Annotated in this window: 12 protein-coding genes and 1 riboswitch; of the genes, 5 read left to right on the top strand and 7 right to left on the bottom strand. The window is 64.1% G+C overall.

The features are described 5' to 3' along the window. Positions 1 to 23: 23 nt before the first annotated feature. Positions 24 to 1,535, bottom strand: coding sequence for a sugar ABC transporter ATP-binding protein (locus tag NP503_RS13770; RefSeq protein ID WP_127270089.1), 1,512 nt, complete (start codon positions 1,533 to 1,535; stop codon positions 24 to 26). A 135-nt stretch (positions 1,536 to 1,670) separates the two neighbouring features. Here NP503_RS13770 and mtnK point away from each other — a divergent pair, with 135 nt between their 5' ends. Continuing rightward, the gene (gene mtnK / locus NP503_RS13765) at positions 1,671 to 2,945 is read left to right on the top strand and encodes an S-methyl-5-thioribose kinase (protein ID WP_127270091.1); all 1,275 of its coding nucleotides are present in this window, start codon (positions 1,671 to 1,673) and stop codon (positions 2,943 to 2,945) included. Continuing rightward, positions 2,942 to 4,036, top strand: a complete 1,095-nt coding sequence (mtnA, locus tag NP503_RS13760; RefSeq protein WP_127270093.1) for an S-methyl-5-thioribose-1-phosphate isomerase — start codon at positions 2,942 to 2,944, stop codon at positions 4,034 to 4,036. The genes mtnK and mtnA overlap by 4 nt, the downstream gene beginning before the upstream one ends. A 9-nt stretch (positions 4,037 to 4,045) precedes the next feature. Here the strand turns inward: mtnA and NP503_RS13755 are convergent, their stop codons facing one another. Beyond that, on the bottom strand, positions 4,046 to 4,585 hold the full coding sequence (locus tag NP503_RS13755; protein ID WP_127269807.1) for an Lrp/AsnC family transcriptional regulator: 540 nt from the start codon (positions 4,583 to 4,585) through the stop codon (positions 4,046 to 4,048). A gap of 49 nt (positions 4,586 to 4,634) precedes the next feature. On the opposite strand from NP503_RS13755, the gene NP503_RS13750 reads away from it, so the two are divergent. From NP503_RS13750 to fba, 3 genes are all read left to right on the top strand, one after another. After that, on the top strand, positions 4,635 to 5,804 hold the full coding sequence (locus NP503_RS13750) for an MFS transporter (RefSeq protein WP_127269809.1): 1,170 nt from the start codon (positions 4,635 to 4,637) through the stop codon (positions 5,802 to 5,804). A 66-nt stretch (positions 5,805 to 5,870) separates the two neighbouring features. Further along, positions 5,871 to 6,069: riboswitch (FMN riboswitch) on the top strand. 77 nt (positions 6,070 to 6,146) lie between these two features. Then, entirely contained in the window at positions 6,147 to 6,620 is a 474-nt protein-coding gene (locus tag NP503_RS13745) for a 6,7-dimethyl-8-ribityllumazine synthase (protein WP_127269811.1), read from the top strand. A gap of 162 nt (positions 6,621 to 6,782) precedes the next feature. Next, positions 6,783 to 7,847 carry a class II fructose-bisphosphate aldolase gene (gene fba / locus NP503_RS13740; RefSeq protein ID WP_013532928.1) on the top strand — a complete coding sequence of 355 codons (1,065 nt, stop codon included), beginning with the start codon at positions 6,783 to 6,785 and terminating at the stop codon, positions 7,845 to 7,847. A 60-nt stretch (positions 7,848 to 7,907) separates the two neighbouring features. Here the strand turns inward: fba and NP503_RS13735 are convergent, their stop codons facing one another. The 5 genes from NP503_RS13735 to NP503_RS13715 are packed head-to-tail and all read right to left on the bottom strand — an operon-like array spanning position 7,908 to position 15,301. Continuing rightward, a complete protein-coding gene (locus tag NP503_RS13735; RefSeq protein WP_127270708.1) occupies positions 7,908 to 9,134 on the bottom strand; it encodes a VWA domain-containing protein in 1,227 nt (408 codons plus the stop codon). Then, complete coding sequence (locus tag NP503_RS13730) at positions 9,127 to 11,376, bottom strand: DUF5682 family protein (protein WP_127270098.1); 2,250 nt, start codon at positions 11,374 to 11,376, stop codon at positions 9,127 to 9,129. Before NP503_RS13730 ends, NP503_RS13735 begins: the two co-directional genes overlap by 8 nt. Before the next feature lie 4 nt (positions 11,377 to 11,380). Further along, positions 11,381 to 12,460, bottom strand: a complete 1,080-nt coding sequence (locus NP503_RS13725; protein ID WP_027036087.1) for an AAA family ATPase — start codon at positions 12,458 to 12,460, stop codon at positions 11,381 to 11,383. A 31-nt stretch (positions 12,461 to 12,491) separates the two neighbouring features. Then, a complete protein-coding gene (locus tag NP503_RS13720) occupies positions 12,492 to 13,919 on the bottom strand; it encodes a DUF5691 domain-containing protein (protein WP_127270100.1) in 1,428 nt (475 codons plus the stop codon). Continuing rightward, complete coding sequence (locus NP503_RS13715) at positions 13,916 to 15,301, bottom strand: SWIM zinc finger domain-containing protein (RefSeq protein WP_236383125.1); 1,386 nt, start codon at positions 15,299 to 15,301, stop codon at positions 13,916 to 13,918. Before NP503_RS13715 ends, NP503_RS13720 begins: the two co-directional genes overlap by 4 nt. Positions 15,302 to 15,408: the final 107 nt, after the last annotated feature.

Here is a 15,408-nt window from a genome sequence, read left to right as displayed (position 1 = left end):
ATTCCAATTCCTATCGCCCGCGCTCAGGCCGCACTGTGCAGCGGTCCGCCGGCAACCTCGGCCAGCAGGCGGTCGAGATCGACATCGGCATTGCGGTGTTCGCCGACGATAGTCTGTTCCGACATGACCAGGATGCGATCGGCGGTTTCCAAGGCCTCGTCGAGTTCGGTGACGAACAAAAGCGTGGCGCGTCCGTTTGCACTCGCCCTGAGCTTGGCGGCAATGTCGCGCCGGGCCGAGATATCGACGCCCTGAAACGGCTCATCCAGGATGAACAGCCTTGCATCCTGCGCCATCCAGCGCGCGACCATCACCTTCTGCTGATTGCCGCCGGACAGCTCCGACATGTCGTCCTTCTCGGACCGACAGACGATGCCCAGTTCTTCGATCTGCCGGCGCGCGGTGGCGCGTTCCAGACGGCGCCTGAGAACAGCGAAGCGCGACATGCGCTTGTGAAACGGCAGGCTGATATTTTCCTGGATGTTGAAGCCTTGGACGATGCCATTCTCGCCGCGGTCCTTGGCAACGAGGAACACGCCGGCGGCGATCGCTTCGCCGGCTGTTTCAGGTGCATAAGGCCTGCCGTTCAGCGTCATTGTGCCGGCGAGCGGCTGGCGCACACCAAAGAGAGTCTCGGCAAGCGCCGTCTTGCCGACGCCGACGAGGCCGGTGATGGCAACGACCTCGCCGTCGCCGAGCGTCAGCGAGATCGGCCGGGCGCCCGGCGCAATGCGTAGACCCTCGATCGTCACGACTGCCTTGGCCGAATTCCTGACGACGATCTGGTCGAGATGGATCTTGCGGCCGAGCATGGCGTTGACCGCGCCTTCATAGTCGAGCGGTTTCCTGTCGAAAATGCCTGAGATGATCCCGTCACGCATCGAGACGATGCGGTCGGCCAGCCGCCTGATGTCCGACATGCGATGCGAGATGTAGAGGATCGCCACGCCCTGCTCGCGCAGCCTGTCGATCAGCGCGAACAGCCGGTCGGCCTCAGCGCTGGACAGCGATGAGGTCGGCTCGTCGAGGATCAGCACTTTCGGCTTGTGCGCCAGCGCGCGGGCAATCGCCACCATCTGGCGATCGGCCAGCGAAAGATCGCTCACCCGCGCCTTCAAATCGATGGCCAGCCCCATGCGGTCGGCAACCGCCTTGGCCTCCCGCCGCACACGGACGGGATTGAACAGGGTCGGCGCGCCGCTGCCGCTCAGTCGGTCGAGGGTCAGGTTGGTGGCGACGTCGAGGTCGGCGACGACACCGTCGTTAATATTCTGGTGCACGGTGACAACGCCGGCGCGGATCGCTTCGGCCGGGGTTTTCGGTGCGAAATCCTGGTCGGCGAGCGCCATCGTGCCGCCGCCGCGTTCGTAGACACCGGAGATGATCTTGACGAGGGTGGATTTGCCGGCGCCGTTGGCGCCCATCAGCACGGTGACTTCGCCGGCATGCAATTCGACCGAGACGCCGCCTAGCACCTCGTTATGGCCAAAGGATTTCCTCAGTCCCTCTACGCGGAACACGGCATTACCGACCATGCGTTCCTCCCTGACATGACGCTATGGGCTGTATCGGCAATTGTCAACACGATTGACAATTGCCAGATCGCTTCCTAGCTTGGCCCAGCCGCCACGCCTCCGTTATGTTCGGAGCGCATAAGCGGGAGGATGACGATGACTGAAAAATTGCCGTTCGAAGCACTATCGGTCGAAACCCTGGCTGCACGCCTTGGCGGCAACGAGGCGCTATGCGCGAAGATCGGCAAGGACACTGGCGCCTGGAAGGTCCGCGAGGTCGGCGACGGCAATCTCAACCTGGTGTTCATCGTCGAGGGCGCCAGCGGTGCAGCCGTGGTCAAGCAAGCCCTGCCCTATGTTCGCCTGGTCGGCGACAGCTGGCCGCTGCCGTTGAAGCGCTCCTTCTTCGAATATCACGCACTGACCAGGCAAGAGGCACGCGCGCCAGGCTCGGTGCCGGCGATCCATTATTTCGATGAAGGCCAGGCGCTGATCATCATGGAATATCTTGCGCCGCCGCATATCATCCTGCGCCGTGCGCTGATCGACGGCCGGCAATTGCCGAACATCGCCCGGGATATCGGCCTGTTCATGGCCCGGACGCTGTTTCGCGGCTCCGACCTCCATATGGCCGCCAAGGACCGCAAGGCCGATCTGGCGCTGTTCGCCGACAATGTCGAGCTTTGCGACATCACCGAAAGCCTGGTGTTTTCCGACCCCTATTTCGACGCCAAGATGAACCGGCACACCTCGCCGCAGCTCGACGGCCTGGTCGCCGAACTGCGCGCCGACCGCGACCTCAAGGTCGAGGCGCAGCGGCTGAAGCACATCTTCGCCGCCAATGCCGAAACGCTGCTGCATGGCGATCTGCATTCCGGCTCGATCATGGTCACCGACAGCGAAACCCGGATGATCGATCCGGAGTTCGCCTTCTACGGTCCGATGGCTTTCGATGTCGGCATGCTGCTCGCCAATTTCTGGATGTCGTTCTTCTCGCAACGCGGCCACGAGGAGGAGGGAAAGCGCGACGCCATGCGCGCCTATCTGCTCGGTGTGACGGTCGAGACATGGTCGGTGTTCCGCGCCGAATTCTCGCATCTATGGCGCACCGAGCGCACCGGCATGCTCTATCAGAAGAGCCTGTTCGAGGATCAGGGCGACAGGCTCGGCGCCGAGCAGGCGCTCGACCATGTGCTGCACCAGATGTGGACCGACCTGCTCGGCTTTGCCGGCATCGAGGTTCATCGGCGTATCCTCGGCCTCGCCCACAATGCCGATTTCGAGACCATTGCCGACGAGGATCTGCGCGCCAGTTGTGAAGCAAAGGCGCTGCGATTCGGCCGCCATCTCGCCGTCAACCGGCGCCAGATCCACAGCATCGACGAGGTCAACCAACTGGCCGCGCTGATCGAACAGGAGAGCAGCATTTGAACGTCGGCGACCGCCACTATCGCACCATCTGGCTGAGCGACGACGGCCGTTCGGTCGATATCATCGACCAGCGCTGGCTGCCGCACGATTTCCGCATCGAGACGATCGGCACGGTCGACGGCATCGCCACCGCCATCCGCGACATGTGGGTACGCGGCGCGCCGCTGATCGGCGTCACCGCTGCCTACGGCGTCGCCATGCAGATGGCTGACGATCCGTCGGATGCAGCGCTCGATGCCGTGTGGGAGACCCTGCACGAGACGCGGCCAACCGCGATCAATCTGCGCTGGGCGCTGGACGAAATGCGGCGCTTCCTGCGGCCTTTGCCTCCCGAACAACGCGCCGAAGCCGCCTATCGGCGGGCCAGTGAGATCGCCGACGAAGATGTCGGCCTCAACCGCGCCATCGGCGAGAACGGTCTTGCCATCATCAAGGCGATCGCGGCGCGCAAGCAGAAGGGCGAACCGGTCAACATCCTGACCCACTGCAATGCCGGCTGGCTGGCCACGGTCGACTACGGCACCGCCACGGCGCCGATCTACCTGGCCACAGAAGCCGGCATTCCGGTCCATGTCTATGTCGATGAAACGCGGCCGCGCAACCAGGGCGCACAGCTGACCGCCTGGGAGATGGCCGGGCACGGCGTGCCGCACACACTGATCGTCGACAATGCCGGCGGCCATCTGATGCAGCGCGGCGCAATCGACATGGTCATCGTCGGCACCGACCGCACAACGGCCGACGGCGATGTCTGCAACAAGATCGGCACCTATCTGAAGGCGCTCGCCGCCGCCGACAATGACGTGCCGTTCTATGTCGCGCTACCGTCGCCGACCATCGACTGGACGGTACATGACGGACTGGCCGAGATCCCGATCGAGCAGCGCTCGGCCGACGAGGTCTCGCTGGTCTGGGGCAAGACCGCTGCCGGCGAGATTGCCCAGGTTCGCATTTCGCCGGAGACGACGCCTGCGGCCAACCCGGCCTTCGATGTGACGCCGGCGCGACTGGTCACCGGCTTGATCACCGAGCGCGGCGTTGCCAAGGCATCGCGCGAGGGATTGAAGGCGATGTTCCCCGAGCGGGCGTAGCCCACGTCCCTAGTACAGAGGCTCCGCCATATGCTTCGGGGTCGGCCACGTCTCGGTAATGCCCGGCTGCACCGGCCGCTCCAGATAGGTCGATAAAACCACATAGCTGCGCGTCGAGGTGACCCCCGGCGTTTCGTACAGGCGCGCCAAAAGGCCTTCGAGTGCTCTGGTGTCTTCCGTGCGGACCTTCAGCAGCATGCAGGTGTCGCCGGCGACCGTATGGATCTCCTCGACTTCGGGATATTGCGAGACCGCCATCAGCTCCGGCGTCTTTCCCCAGCCCCTGGTGTCGATATGGACAAAGGCAAGCAAAGGCTTTTTCACCGCCCGGGGATCGATGATGGCGACTGTGTTGCGGATGGCGCCGCTGCGACGGAGCCGTTTGACCCGCTCATGCGCTGCGGGTGGCGACAAGCCGACGCGATCGCCGAGTTCGGCGTAGCTGATCGTGGCGTCATCGACCAGGACACCTAATATTCTTCGGTCTGTCGCGTCGAGATCGCGGGCCGCGGGCCTGTTCTGCAGAATGCCATCTGTTTCTTCATCCATGGCGAAATTCCGGGTTCTCCGCTGAATGGAATACGGCCATTATGCTGATATGTCGAACATTGATCAAGTTGCGCCATTGACTGCCCGAGCCCCGATCCCGGCGCTTGCCTATCTGCTGACCGGATGCATCGCTGTCATCGGCTCGAACTCGCTTGTGCTGGGTCCGATCGCACCGGCTGTCGCCTCGTCGTTCGGAACCAGCGTGCCGGCCGTGATGATTGCGGCGGCAGCGTTCGGCCTTGGCACCTCCGCAAGCGCCCTGTTCCTTGCGCGCTACATCGACCGGCTCGGTGCTCGCAGGATGCTGCAGAGCGCACTGTTGCTGTTGGCATTGGCGCTGGTCGCAAGTGCCGCTGCACCCACGGTGACCATGCTGGTCTCCGCACAGCTGCTGGCCGGCATCGCTGCCGGCATCGCCATGCCCGCGATCTATGCCAGCGCCGCAGCCATTGCCCCACCGGGCAGGGAGAGCGGCACGATCGGCGTCGTCCTGACTGGATGGACGCTCAGCATGGTCGCCGGCGTTTCGCTTTCGGCCGTGCTTGCCGATCTTGTGCATTGGCGCGCCGTTTTCGCAGCGGTCGCGGTGCTTGCGGCCCTTGCATGGATGGGGCTGACAGTGACGTCGCTCAGCGACATCAGGAAGGCCGGACCGGCGCCCGCCCCGCTGGAAGCGCTCGGCATTCCCGGAATCCTGCCGCTGCTGGTGGCGTGCGCGGCCTTCATGACTTCGTTCTACGGCGTCTATGGCTATCTCGGCGACCATCTTCATGTCGGGCTGGGACAGCCGGTGAGCGCCAATGGCCTGGCGGCGCTTGCCTACGGCATAGGCTTCGGGACGGCTGCTCTGCTCGACGGCGTCATCGACAGACTGGGTGCGCGGCGCGTAATGCCGTTCGCCTATCTTCTGGTCGCAGTCGTCTATGTCGCGATGGCGGCGACGAGCGGCAGTTTCGGGCTGACCTTGACCATGGTGGCAATCTGGGGACTGGCCAATCATTTCGGCCTGAATGTCCTGGTAATGCGCCTGTCTGCGCTCGATCCCTCGCGGCGCGGCACGATCATGGGCCTGAACAGTGCGGTGACTTACCTCGCGGTCTTCGTCGGCACCACCAGCTTCGGGCCGCTCTACTCCAGCTTTGGTTTTGCCACCTGCGCAATGGTCGCAGCATCGCTGATGCTGATCGCCGCATCGGCGGCGGCGTGGCGCACGCGATAATCGAACGGACTTGGCCCAACCTTCTCACGGTTGACAGCAGCGCCCTGCCCTTTCATACAAAGCCGTTAATGTTCTCAGGGCGGGGTGAAAGTCCCCACCGGCGGTAAGGACTCTTAGTTGCGCATGATTCCTTTCCGAAAACCGTTCCGGTTTTCGGGGTCATGCGCGGGCCCAAGCCCGCGAGCGCTTTCCGGTTTCGGAAAGGTCAGCAGATCCGGTGTGATTCCGGAGCCGACGGTTAGAGTCCGGATGGAAGAGAACGAAACGGAAGCCGGCCCGCTCTTCGCGGGCTTAATCCGTATCGTGCGTCCTGATTCTGGTTCGAAACGGAAGGATGGGCCCATGAATCAGCATTCCCATAAAGACTACGAAAAGACTCGCATCGCCGTTATCCGCGCGCGCTGGCATGCCGACATCGTCGACCAGTGCGTGCAGGCCTTCGAAGCGGCACTGGCTGACATCGGAGGCGAGCGCTTCACCGTTGACGTCTTCGACGTGCCGGGCGCCTATGAAATCCCCCTGCATGCCAAGACCCTGGCCGGGACCGGCCGCTATGCCGCGATCCTCGGCACCGCTTTTGTCGTCAATGGCGGCATCTACCGGCATGAATTCGTCGCCAGCGCGGTGCTCGACGGCATGATGAACGCGCAGTTGTCGACCGGCGTGCCGGTGCTGTCGGCGGTGCTCACCCCGCACAACTACCACGACAGCGCCGAGCACCACCGCTTCTTCTTTGAGCACTTCACCATCAAGGGCAAGGAGGCGGCCAATGCCTGCGTGCAGATCCTGGCGGCGCGGGAGTTGATCGCGGCTTAAGTCACCAAAACGGCCGGATTTCAGCCCTGCAACAAGAATTGCGATCGAGAAGAGCTCTGAAGGTTGCGGTTCCGTTGAAATCCCGCCAGAAGCATCAAGGGCCGACCGGCAACCGGCCGGCCCGCGACGTTGCGCTTGAAACCAGATACGGGAGACTATTGGGTGGCTCGCATAACACTGAGACAATTGCTCGACCACGCCGCCGAATACGGCTACGGCGTGCCCGCTTTCAACATGAACAATATGGAACAGGGCCTCGCCATCATGGAGGCCGCCGAGGAGACCAAGTCGCCGGTCATCCTGCAGGCCAGCCGCGGCGCGCGCGCCTATGCCAATGACGTGGTGCTGGCCAAGCTGATCGACGCGCTGGTCGAAATCCATCCCGACATTCCGGTCTGCATGCATCTCGACCATGGCAACAACGAAGCCACCTGCGTCACCGCGATCCAGTACGGCTTCACCTCGGTCATGATGGACGGGTCGCTGAAGGAAGACGGCAAGACGCCGGCCGACTACGCCTACAATTCCGGCATCACCAAGCGCGTCGTCGACATGGCGCATTGGGGCGGCGTGTCCGTCGAAGGCGAGATCGGCGTGCTCGGCTCGCTGGAGAGCGGCGGCGGCGAGCAGGAAGACGGCCACGGCGTCGAAGGCGCGATCAGCCACGACCAGCTTTTGACCGATCCGGAACAGGCGGTGGAATTCGTCAAGGACACCCATGTCGATGCGCTGGCGGTTGCCATGGGCACCAGCCATGGCGCCTACAAATTCTCGCGCAAGCCGGACGGCGCGGTGCTGGCCATGAACGTCATCGAGGAGATCCACCGCCGCCTGCCGAACATGCATCTGGTCATGCACGGCTCGTCCTCGGTGCCCGAGGACCTGCAGGAGATCATCAACAAATATGGCGGCCAGATGAAGCCGACCTGGGGCGTGCCGGTCGAGGAAATCCAGCGCGGCATCAAGCACGGCGTGCGCAAGATCAACATCGACACCGACAACCGCATGGCGCTGACCGGCGCGATCCGCAAGGTGCTGACCGAGAACCCGAGCGAGTTCGATCCGCGCAAATATTTGACACCGGCCATGGCCGCCATGCGCAAGCTCTGCAAGGAGCGCTTCGAACAGTTCGGCACCGCCGGCAACGCGCAGAAGATCAAGCCGCTGCCGGTCGCCGAAATGGCCAAGCGCTATAAGTCGGGCAGCCTCGACCCGAAGTTCGGCTGAGCTCCAGCCATTTATCCCAGAGCTGCCAGAAGCATCCTGGCAGCTCTGGCGACGGCTGTTTTACTCCGGAGTCTCGGCCTCGGCACGAACCAGCTTGATATCGGCGCCAGCCGCCCATGCGCCGATATCTTCCCGACGCAATGCCGCCGCCATCATGTCTGGAAACAAATCCGGCGTGCAGGCGAAGACCGGAATACCGAGGGCGGCCACCGAGCCTGCCATCTTCGGGTCATAACCCGGCCTGCCCTGGTCGGTCAGCGCCAGAAGCACCACGACGTTGACGCCGGAGCGAACGAGTGCAGCAAGCCGCTGCAGCAATTCCTGCCCGTTGCCGCCCTCATAAAGGTCGGTGATCAGCACCATATGCGACTTGGTCGGCCGTTCGATGCGGTCCGCGCAATAGGCCACGGCCTGGTTGATGTCGGTGCCGCCGCCCAGCTGCACGCCGAACAGGACTTCGACAGGATCGCTAAGCTCCTCGGTCAGATCGACGATCGCCGTGTCGAAGCAGACAAGCTTGGTCCGCACGACCGGCAGGGAAGCCATCACCGCGGCGAAGATGGAGGCGTAGATCACCGAGCTTGCCATCGAGCCCGACTGGTCGACGCACAGCACCACCTCATCCAGGTCGACCAGCCTTCGCTGTTTGCGCATGAAGCCGACCAGCTTCTCCGGCACGATGGTTTTGTGCTCGGGCTGGTAATGGCGAAGGTTGGCTGAGATCGTACGCGGCCAGTCGATGTCGCGCTGGCGTGGGCGGTTGGTGCGCTGCGACCGGTCGACCGCGCCGCGGATCGCCTCGGCTGTCTTCTGCTCCAGCCGCTGCATCAGCTTGGCGACGATATCGGCGATGATCGTGCGCGCAATGTCCTTGGTCTTGGCCGGCATGACCGAGCGCAGCGAAATCAGGTCGGCGACGAGATTGACGTCGGCCTCGATCGCCTTAAGGAATTCCGGCTCCATCAGCATCTGCTTCAGGTTGAGCCGTTCGAAGGCATCCTTCTGGACGATCTGGACGACCTGTGCGGGAAAGAACGATCTGATATCGCCCATCCACTGTGCCACCCTTGGCGCCGAGCGGCCGAGGCCGCCGCGCCGCTTGCGCGGATCGGCGGCCGCATCGCCGGCACCATCGCCGTAAAGCGCATCGAGCGCCGCCGAAAGCCGCTTGTCGGTGTCGGACAGCGCTGACGAGGTTTCCTCATCGGCACCGATCGCCAGGCGCCAGCGGCGCTCCCGTCCGTCGCCGGCCTGGATTGGTTCGCTCATTTCGGCCTCGTCATCCATTGCCGCTCCCTCCCGTCAGCAAGGGTCCGAGCCGTTCAAGATGGCGGCGCCACGCTTCGCCGCCATCCGGAGTCGGCGTCAGTCCGGCAGGCAGGCGTGCGGCGCGGCCGAGCACCGCTTCGATCAACCGCCGCCGCTCCATCGAGTCCAGATGCGAAAAGACCCGGCGCAGCAACGGCAGATGCGCAATGAAGGCGTCTTCGTCGAGGGATGCGAGCCAGGCATCCACCGCACCGCGCAGGCCCTCGTCGTAGATCAGCCGTTGGCCGGCAGTGCTGAAGAAACCCTCGAAGAACCCTGCAGCCTCGGTGACAGGCGTTCCTGGAGACAGACGTCGTGCGATCAGACCGGTTGCCGCGTCGGCTGACAGATGGCCGGCTTCGTAGAGCAGATGCGCGGCACAGCCTGCCACCAGCGCCGTCGAGCGCGATCCATCGAGCACCGCAGCCAGCCCATTGCGCCAGGCGTCCAGCACGTCCTGTTCAGGCTCGACCAGACTGATCGCTTCGTCGGCCTTGCGCATGGCGCCGACCAGCGTCGTGGATGCCTGGGCATCGAGGTCGCGGGCGGCATAGGCGAGCGCGATCCCGCCTTCGACGATCAGCCGCTCCAGCAGACCGGACAGACGGGCGGTTTCCGTCTTGCGAGCCTCGCCATAGCGGATGATGTCGGCGAGCGGCGGCACCGATGTCAGGATTTCCAGGCATTCGCTGCTGCGGGCTGCCCGTTCCTCCAAGGCCGCGAGACCGGCGATCGACGCTTCCGACAGGTTTGCCGTGATGGCGCCCTGGACCAGTGCGGCCATCGCATCAAGAGACGTCGCCGCGCCGATCATCTGGATCAGCCGACCATTGGCCGCCTTTTCGATGGTTGGTCCGTAGACCAGGTTCTCCACCAGTCGAACGGCATACTCAGGTTCCCACGACAGCGTCCAACGCTCGCGAAAGGTGCCGCGGCTACGGCCGCTGTCGATGAGTTTGCCCCAATGCACGCCAAGCACGGACAGCCGGTGCAGCAAGGTCGACCGAAACAGCCCGCTCTCGCTGCGCAGATCGACCGATAATTCGCGCTCCAGCGCCTCGGGCTTCAGCCGTGCCGCCTTCTGGTTGCGCTGCAGGTCCTCGATTAGCGGCGCCAGCGGCGTGTCTGGCGGAATTTCACCGACATCGGCGCCCAGCAGCAATTCGGCTTCGACCAGCGCCCACAGCAGCGCTTCCCCGTTGAACAGGGCGGCGATCGCGGCGTCACGCAATTCCTCGAAACCGGGCTTTGGCCGTTCACGGATCACAGCCAGCGTGCGGGCCAGCCGTTCGGCTTCGATCAGCGAGGCGGTCGAGACCATGTGCCCCTTGGCCCTCAGGACCGCCGCGATCTTCGCCAGCCAAAGGACCGAGGCGTCGCCTTGCCCGCGCGTCTGCCACAGATGCTTGCACCAGCCGGGCGCGACAACGCCGGCGCCATAACCGAAGCCCAGCGCCAGACGCGGCCCCGTCCACGGCGCCCAGGTCATCATGCTCTTGCGGCGGGCGAGCCCCTTGAGTAGCGCCTGGTCTTCCTTCAGCGGTCGCGTCGCCTGCAGCGCCGGCACATGGAAAGCACCGCAAACGATAGCGATCGGCCCATCGAATTCCTTTCGCGCGGCGGCGATCTCAAGCCGCATATGCGCTTCGCGTTTCGCCTCAAACGCCGCAAGCGGACCTTCGCCGTCCCGCAGCGTCGTCATCGCGTCGGCTATTGCCGCGAAGATTGGACCCGGCTGCGGGTTCTGCTCGATGATATCAGACCACCAGCTTTCGCCATCCTCATAGCCGGCAGCTTGTGCCAGCGTTCCGATCGGGTCCCGCAGATGCGGCGCCAAGTCAGCCTCGACGTTGGCTTCCGTTCCATCGCTCTCGGTTTCCCCCACGGCCTCAATCGGCGCAGTGCGGGCTGACGACGGCAAATCGATGAAGCGCACTGCCGCATTGTTGGTGACGGCCCAGAGCGTCGCCTGATACTCCGGCGAGAATTCGGCGAAGGGCCAGAAGCTTGTCGAGGCCGGATCGTCTTCGGGATAGCAGAGCAGCGCCACCGGCGGCTGCATTTCGGGGCGGGCGAGCAACGGCAACAGCGGGCTGGCGTCGGCCGGTCCTTCGATCAGCACGGCGACCGGTTTCAACTCCTGCAACGCCTGCACCAGGCTGTCGGCGGAGCCGGGCCCGTGATGGCGTATGCCGAAATAGGAAACGTCGCTGAGCCCCATGGCGTCAGATTGCCGCGTTCAAGGCCGCGTAGTAGCCGGCATAGTCTGGCCGCTTCTTGAGCACGGTTTCCAGATATTCTTCCAGCACCAATTTGTCCTGCACGGGATCCTTGACGATCGCGCCGACGAGGCTGGCGGCAAGGCCTTCGGCGCCGAGCTTGCCGCTGTCGAACCAGGCCGCCTGGCTGAGGCCGCCGACCATGGTGGCAATGGCTTCGGCCGTGGACAGCGAACCGGACGGCGTCTTCAACGTCACCTTGCCGTCGGCTGTAGCACCGGAGCGCAACTCGCGAAAAATGGTCAGCACTCGCGCGATCTCCTCACCGACATTCTTCGGCACCGGAAGGTCAAGACCGCCGGCCATCTCGCCGACCCGCTTGGAGACGATCGCCACTTCCTCCGCCATGTCTTCGGGCAAAGGCAGCACGACGACGTTGAAGCGGCGCTTCAACGCTGACGACAACTCGTTGACGCCCTTGTCGCGGTTGTTGGCGGTGGCAATGATGTTGAAGCCGCGCTGCGCGTAGATCGAGGTGTTAAGTTCCGGGATCGGCATCATCTTTTCGGACAGGACGGTGATCAGCGTGTCCTGCACATCGGAGCCCATGCGCGTCAGCTCCTCGAGGCGGCAAAGCTTGCCGTCCTGCATGGCGCGGTAGAGCGGCGTCGGCACCAGCGCATCCTGGCTTGGGCCCTTTGCCAGAAGCTGTGCGTAGTTCCAGCCATAGCGGATCTGGTTCTCGTCGGTGCCGGCCGTGCACTGCACGATCAGGGTCGAATCGCCCATGATGGCGGCGGCGAGATGTTCCGACACCCAGGATTTGGCCGTGCCGGGAACACCCAGCAGCAACAGCGCGCGATCGGTGGCGAGCGTCGCGACCGCGGTTTCCATCAGCCGGCGGCGGCCGACATATTTGGGCGTTATCACTGTCCCGTCGTCAGCCTTTCCGCCAAGCAGGTAGGTAAGGACCGCCTTTGGTGAAAGGCTCCATCCGGCAGGCCTTTGCCGGTCGTCATTGCGCGAGAGCGCCTGCAATTCGGCGGCATAGGCCTGCTCGACCGGAAGACGGATGGCTGCGTTCATTTGCTGTTCTCCGGATTGATCATATGTTGGTTCAATGCTCGGCCAGTGACGCGTTGAGCCGCAGGAGACCCAGAGACGGCGCCGCCGGCGCCATACCGGCCGCAACAACGTCTCCGATCAATTTCTCCGCCGTCGCCGCCGTGGCGAGAAAGCCCATAGTTTCCAGAAGCTGGTCGACGCCTCGCCTCACAGCGTCATCGTTTGCTGCAACAGCGGAGCGAAGCGCCGCGAGCGTCTGGCCGTTTGTCAGGTCGGCCCATTCCAGCCAGCTTGCTTCGAGGCCCTCGGCCAGATTGAGCGCGCCAAGATGTTGCGTGTCCTTCAGGATCGACCTGACCAGGACACGCTTCCTGCGGCTGTCCAGACGCGCCATGAGGTGGAGGACGAAGAGTGCGGGCTTGTCACGTTCGGCGACAAGCATATCCGCCATGTGCGTCACCGCGGCGTCGCTGCCCGACGCGGCGACCATTCGGGCAACAAGGATATCGGCATTGCTCTCGGCGCCGAATTGCCACGCCCCGATAAACTCGGATTCGGTGGTGCCGAAGCGCGTGGCGAGGTCGACCAGGTTACAGGTCTCGAACAGTTCGGCGCGACGTCTTTCCTGCGCCGGCGATTTGAGTTTTGCCGGCGTGTAGGTGGTGCGGCGGCGGATGAAGCCGGATTTGCCTTCAGCGATGAAGGCAGCGAGTTCGGCCGTCGGATCTTCCGGCCCGCCACCGCCTGGCGAGCCGTGCTCTCCCAATCTTGCCAGCAACCGGCCAGCGAGCTCGCGCAGCTTGCCGGAACGATCGGCGGAGAGGCTCTTCAGGAATGGCACGTCATCGGCACCCAGGCCGAAGCGCAACAGGTCGACGAGTGCAATCCTGATCTCCGCCGGCTCTCCGGAGGCTTTGGTTTCGATCAGTTGCCGAGCCGAAGCCGGTGCGGTGCGGCGCATATCGGCGAGCGCGGTGCGGCGTGCGGCGGGATAGAAGTCATCCCAGTTTTCCACCGTCAGATGCTCCTGGCTTGCAGGTTTTTCGCCGTCCGCGCCTGCCTGCCAGTCGATCCAGGGTGCATAAACGTCCGGACTGCTCTGATCCGACGCGGCTGGCATCCAGTCCATCGGATGCAGCACGAAGCCGCGGCTGGCGACGAGCGTGACCACACGCGACTTGCTTCTTGTGTCGGCGGCATGCTTGAGCGCGGCTCGCAATAGCGGCCGCAGCCGTTCCGGCAGCATCGGCAAGGCGAGTTCGGGCAATTGCGGGCGGCGTTTCAGCATCTTTGGCGCGGCTGGCCGCAAGGCGGTGTCGAGAGCTTGTGCGGCGATCGCCAGCAGCCGGCGTTCGCGCTCGTCGGGGCTGGCACCGCCGGCGATCTCCTTCCACGCGCCCGGAGCCAGGTCGAAGGTGGTCCCGCCGGTGATCCAGCAGTCGCGCATGGCCGCCAGGCCGGTCTGCTCGATCTCGTTCACGACAGGTCAAGCCTCCCGAAACCGCTTTGCGCCGCCAGCAGGTCAAGCCGGCTGCCATTCCAAAGTGCTGCCGTTGCCATAAGGTCCAGCCCAAGCAGCGTTGGATTGACGGTGTCGGCAATCGGCAAGGCGATACCATGCGGATCGCCGGCGGCTTGCCACCAGGCAGCGCCCCGATCGTCCAGCAGGATCGCGCCGGGCGGCAGCATGACAGGACAATCGGTGAGCCAAGGGGCTGTGTTCTGGTGAGCAGCATGCGCCGCGAGCGGATCGGCTGTGTGAAAGCCGAAATCGGGCCACTCACCTGTCGGGACGTCGCCCTTGCGGTCCGCCACCAAGGCCCGCAGCGGCTGGCGTGCCGGGTAAAAGACCAGCCTGGCATCGAACCGGTCGCCCGGTGTGAAGGCGTTCGACCGGCGACCGGCCGAGGCCGGAAAATAGTCGAGCAAGAGAGCAAATTGCGGGCTCGCGCTCTTCAGGTTGAGCAGCCAGGTCGAATGGCTGACGAGACCGTCACGGCGCGACTCGATCTTCTCGCCAAGCACCTCCCAGACGCTTTCGACCTGTTTGGCATCGGGATTGGCCAGAACCTGCTCACGGCTTTCGGACGTCGATACGAGCCGCCTCAATTCGGCGTCGCCTGGCGTCGATCGCCAGGCCTTGGCCACCAGCACAAGCTTGCCTAGTTCGCGGATCGCCGCGTCCGGGCGCTCCTCGCTGCGCAGCCCCATCAGCCGTGACGGAATCTCGTCGATGCGGCCGGCAAGCGCTGTCGCCTTCATGTCGACCAGCCGTGCCGCAATCCGGCGGCAACGATCACTGCTGTTGTCGACAAAACCGGCCAGGCCAAGCCGCAACTGGTCAGCGATCCATTGATCCAGCTCATCCAACGCCGCCGACACCGCGGATTGCGTATCCAGCGTCCGCTTGCGCTGCGCTGCCTCGCGGCGCTCGACCGCAGCGGCGTCCTCGACATCAGCGCTTTCGTCGTCGCGCGAGGCCTCGCCAATGCTCTTGCCTCCCGCACCGGGCGCTGGCGCCGCCGGCTGCGGCGAGGCCTTCCTGCGGCGGCCGAGCCAATCATTCACCCATTCCGGGGCCGAGCCTGCGGCGGTAAAACTGGCCGGCGTGGTGGCTGCAATCCACATCAGCGCCAAAGTGTGCTTGCAGGGAAATTTCCGCGACGGACAGGTGCATTTGTAGCCATGGTCGCCGGTGTCGACGACCACACGATAGGGATTGGAGCCGGAACCCTGGCATTCCCCCCAGAGGAGCCCCAGTTGATCGCTCTTTTCGAGCCGTGGCCAGTTCGATTGCCTGGTCAACCTGGACGCTGCGCTCAACGACGCCTGATCGGGCGCAAGCGCTTCGATGGTTTTCAAGTCGAATTCCAAGCCGCGCCTCTCGTCGCTCGAACGATACGGGTAGCCAGTATAGATGGCCGTCTATGACGGATTCTTGTAGCAGCAGCGGTACCGAGATCGATACA

This window comes from Mesorhizobium sp. SEMIA396 (genome assembly GCF_024518615.1).
Classification (GTDB): Bacteria; Pseudomonadota; Alphaproteobacteria; order Rhizobiales; family Rhizobiaceae; genus Mesorhizobium.
The sequence above is the reverse complement of the archived record's forward strand: the minus strand, read 5'-3'. Positions and strand labels throughout refer to the sequence as shown.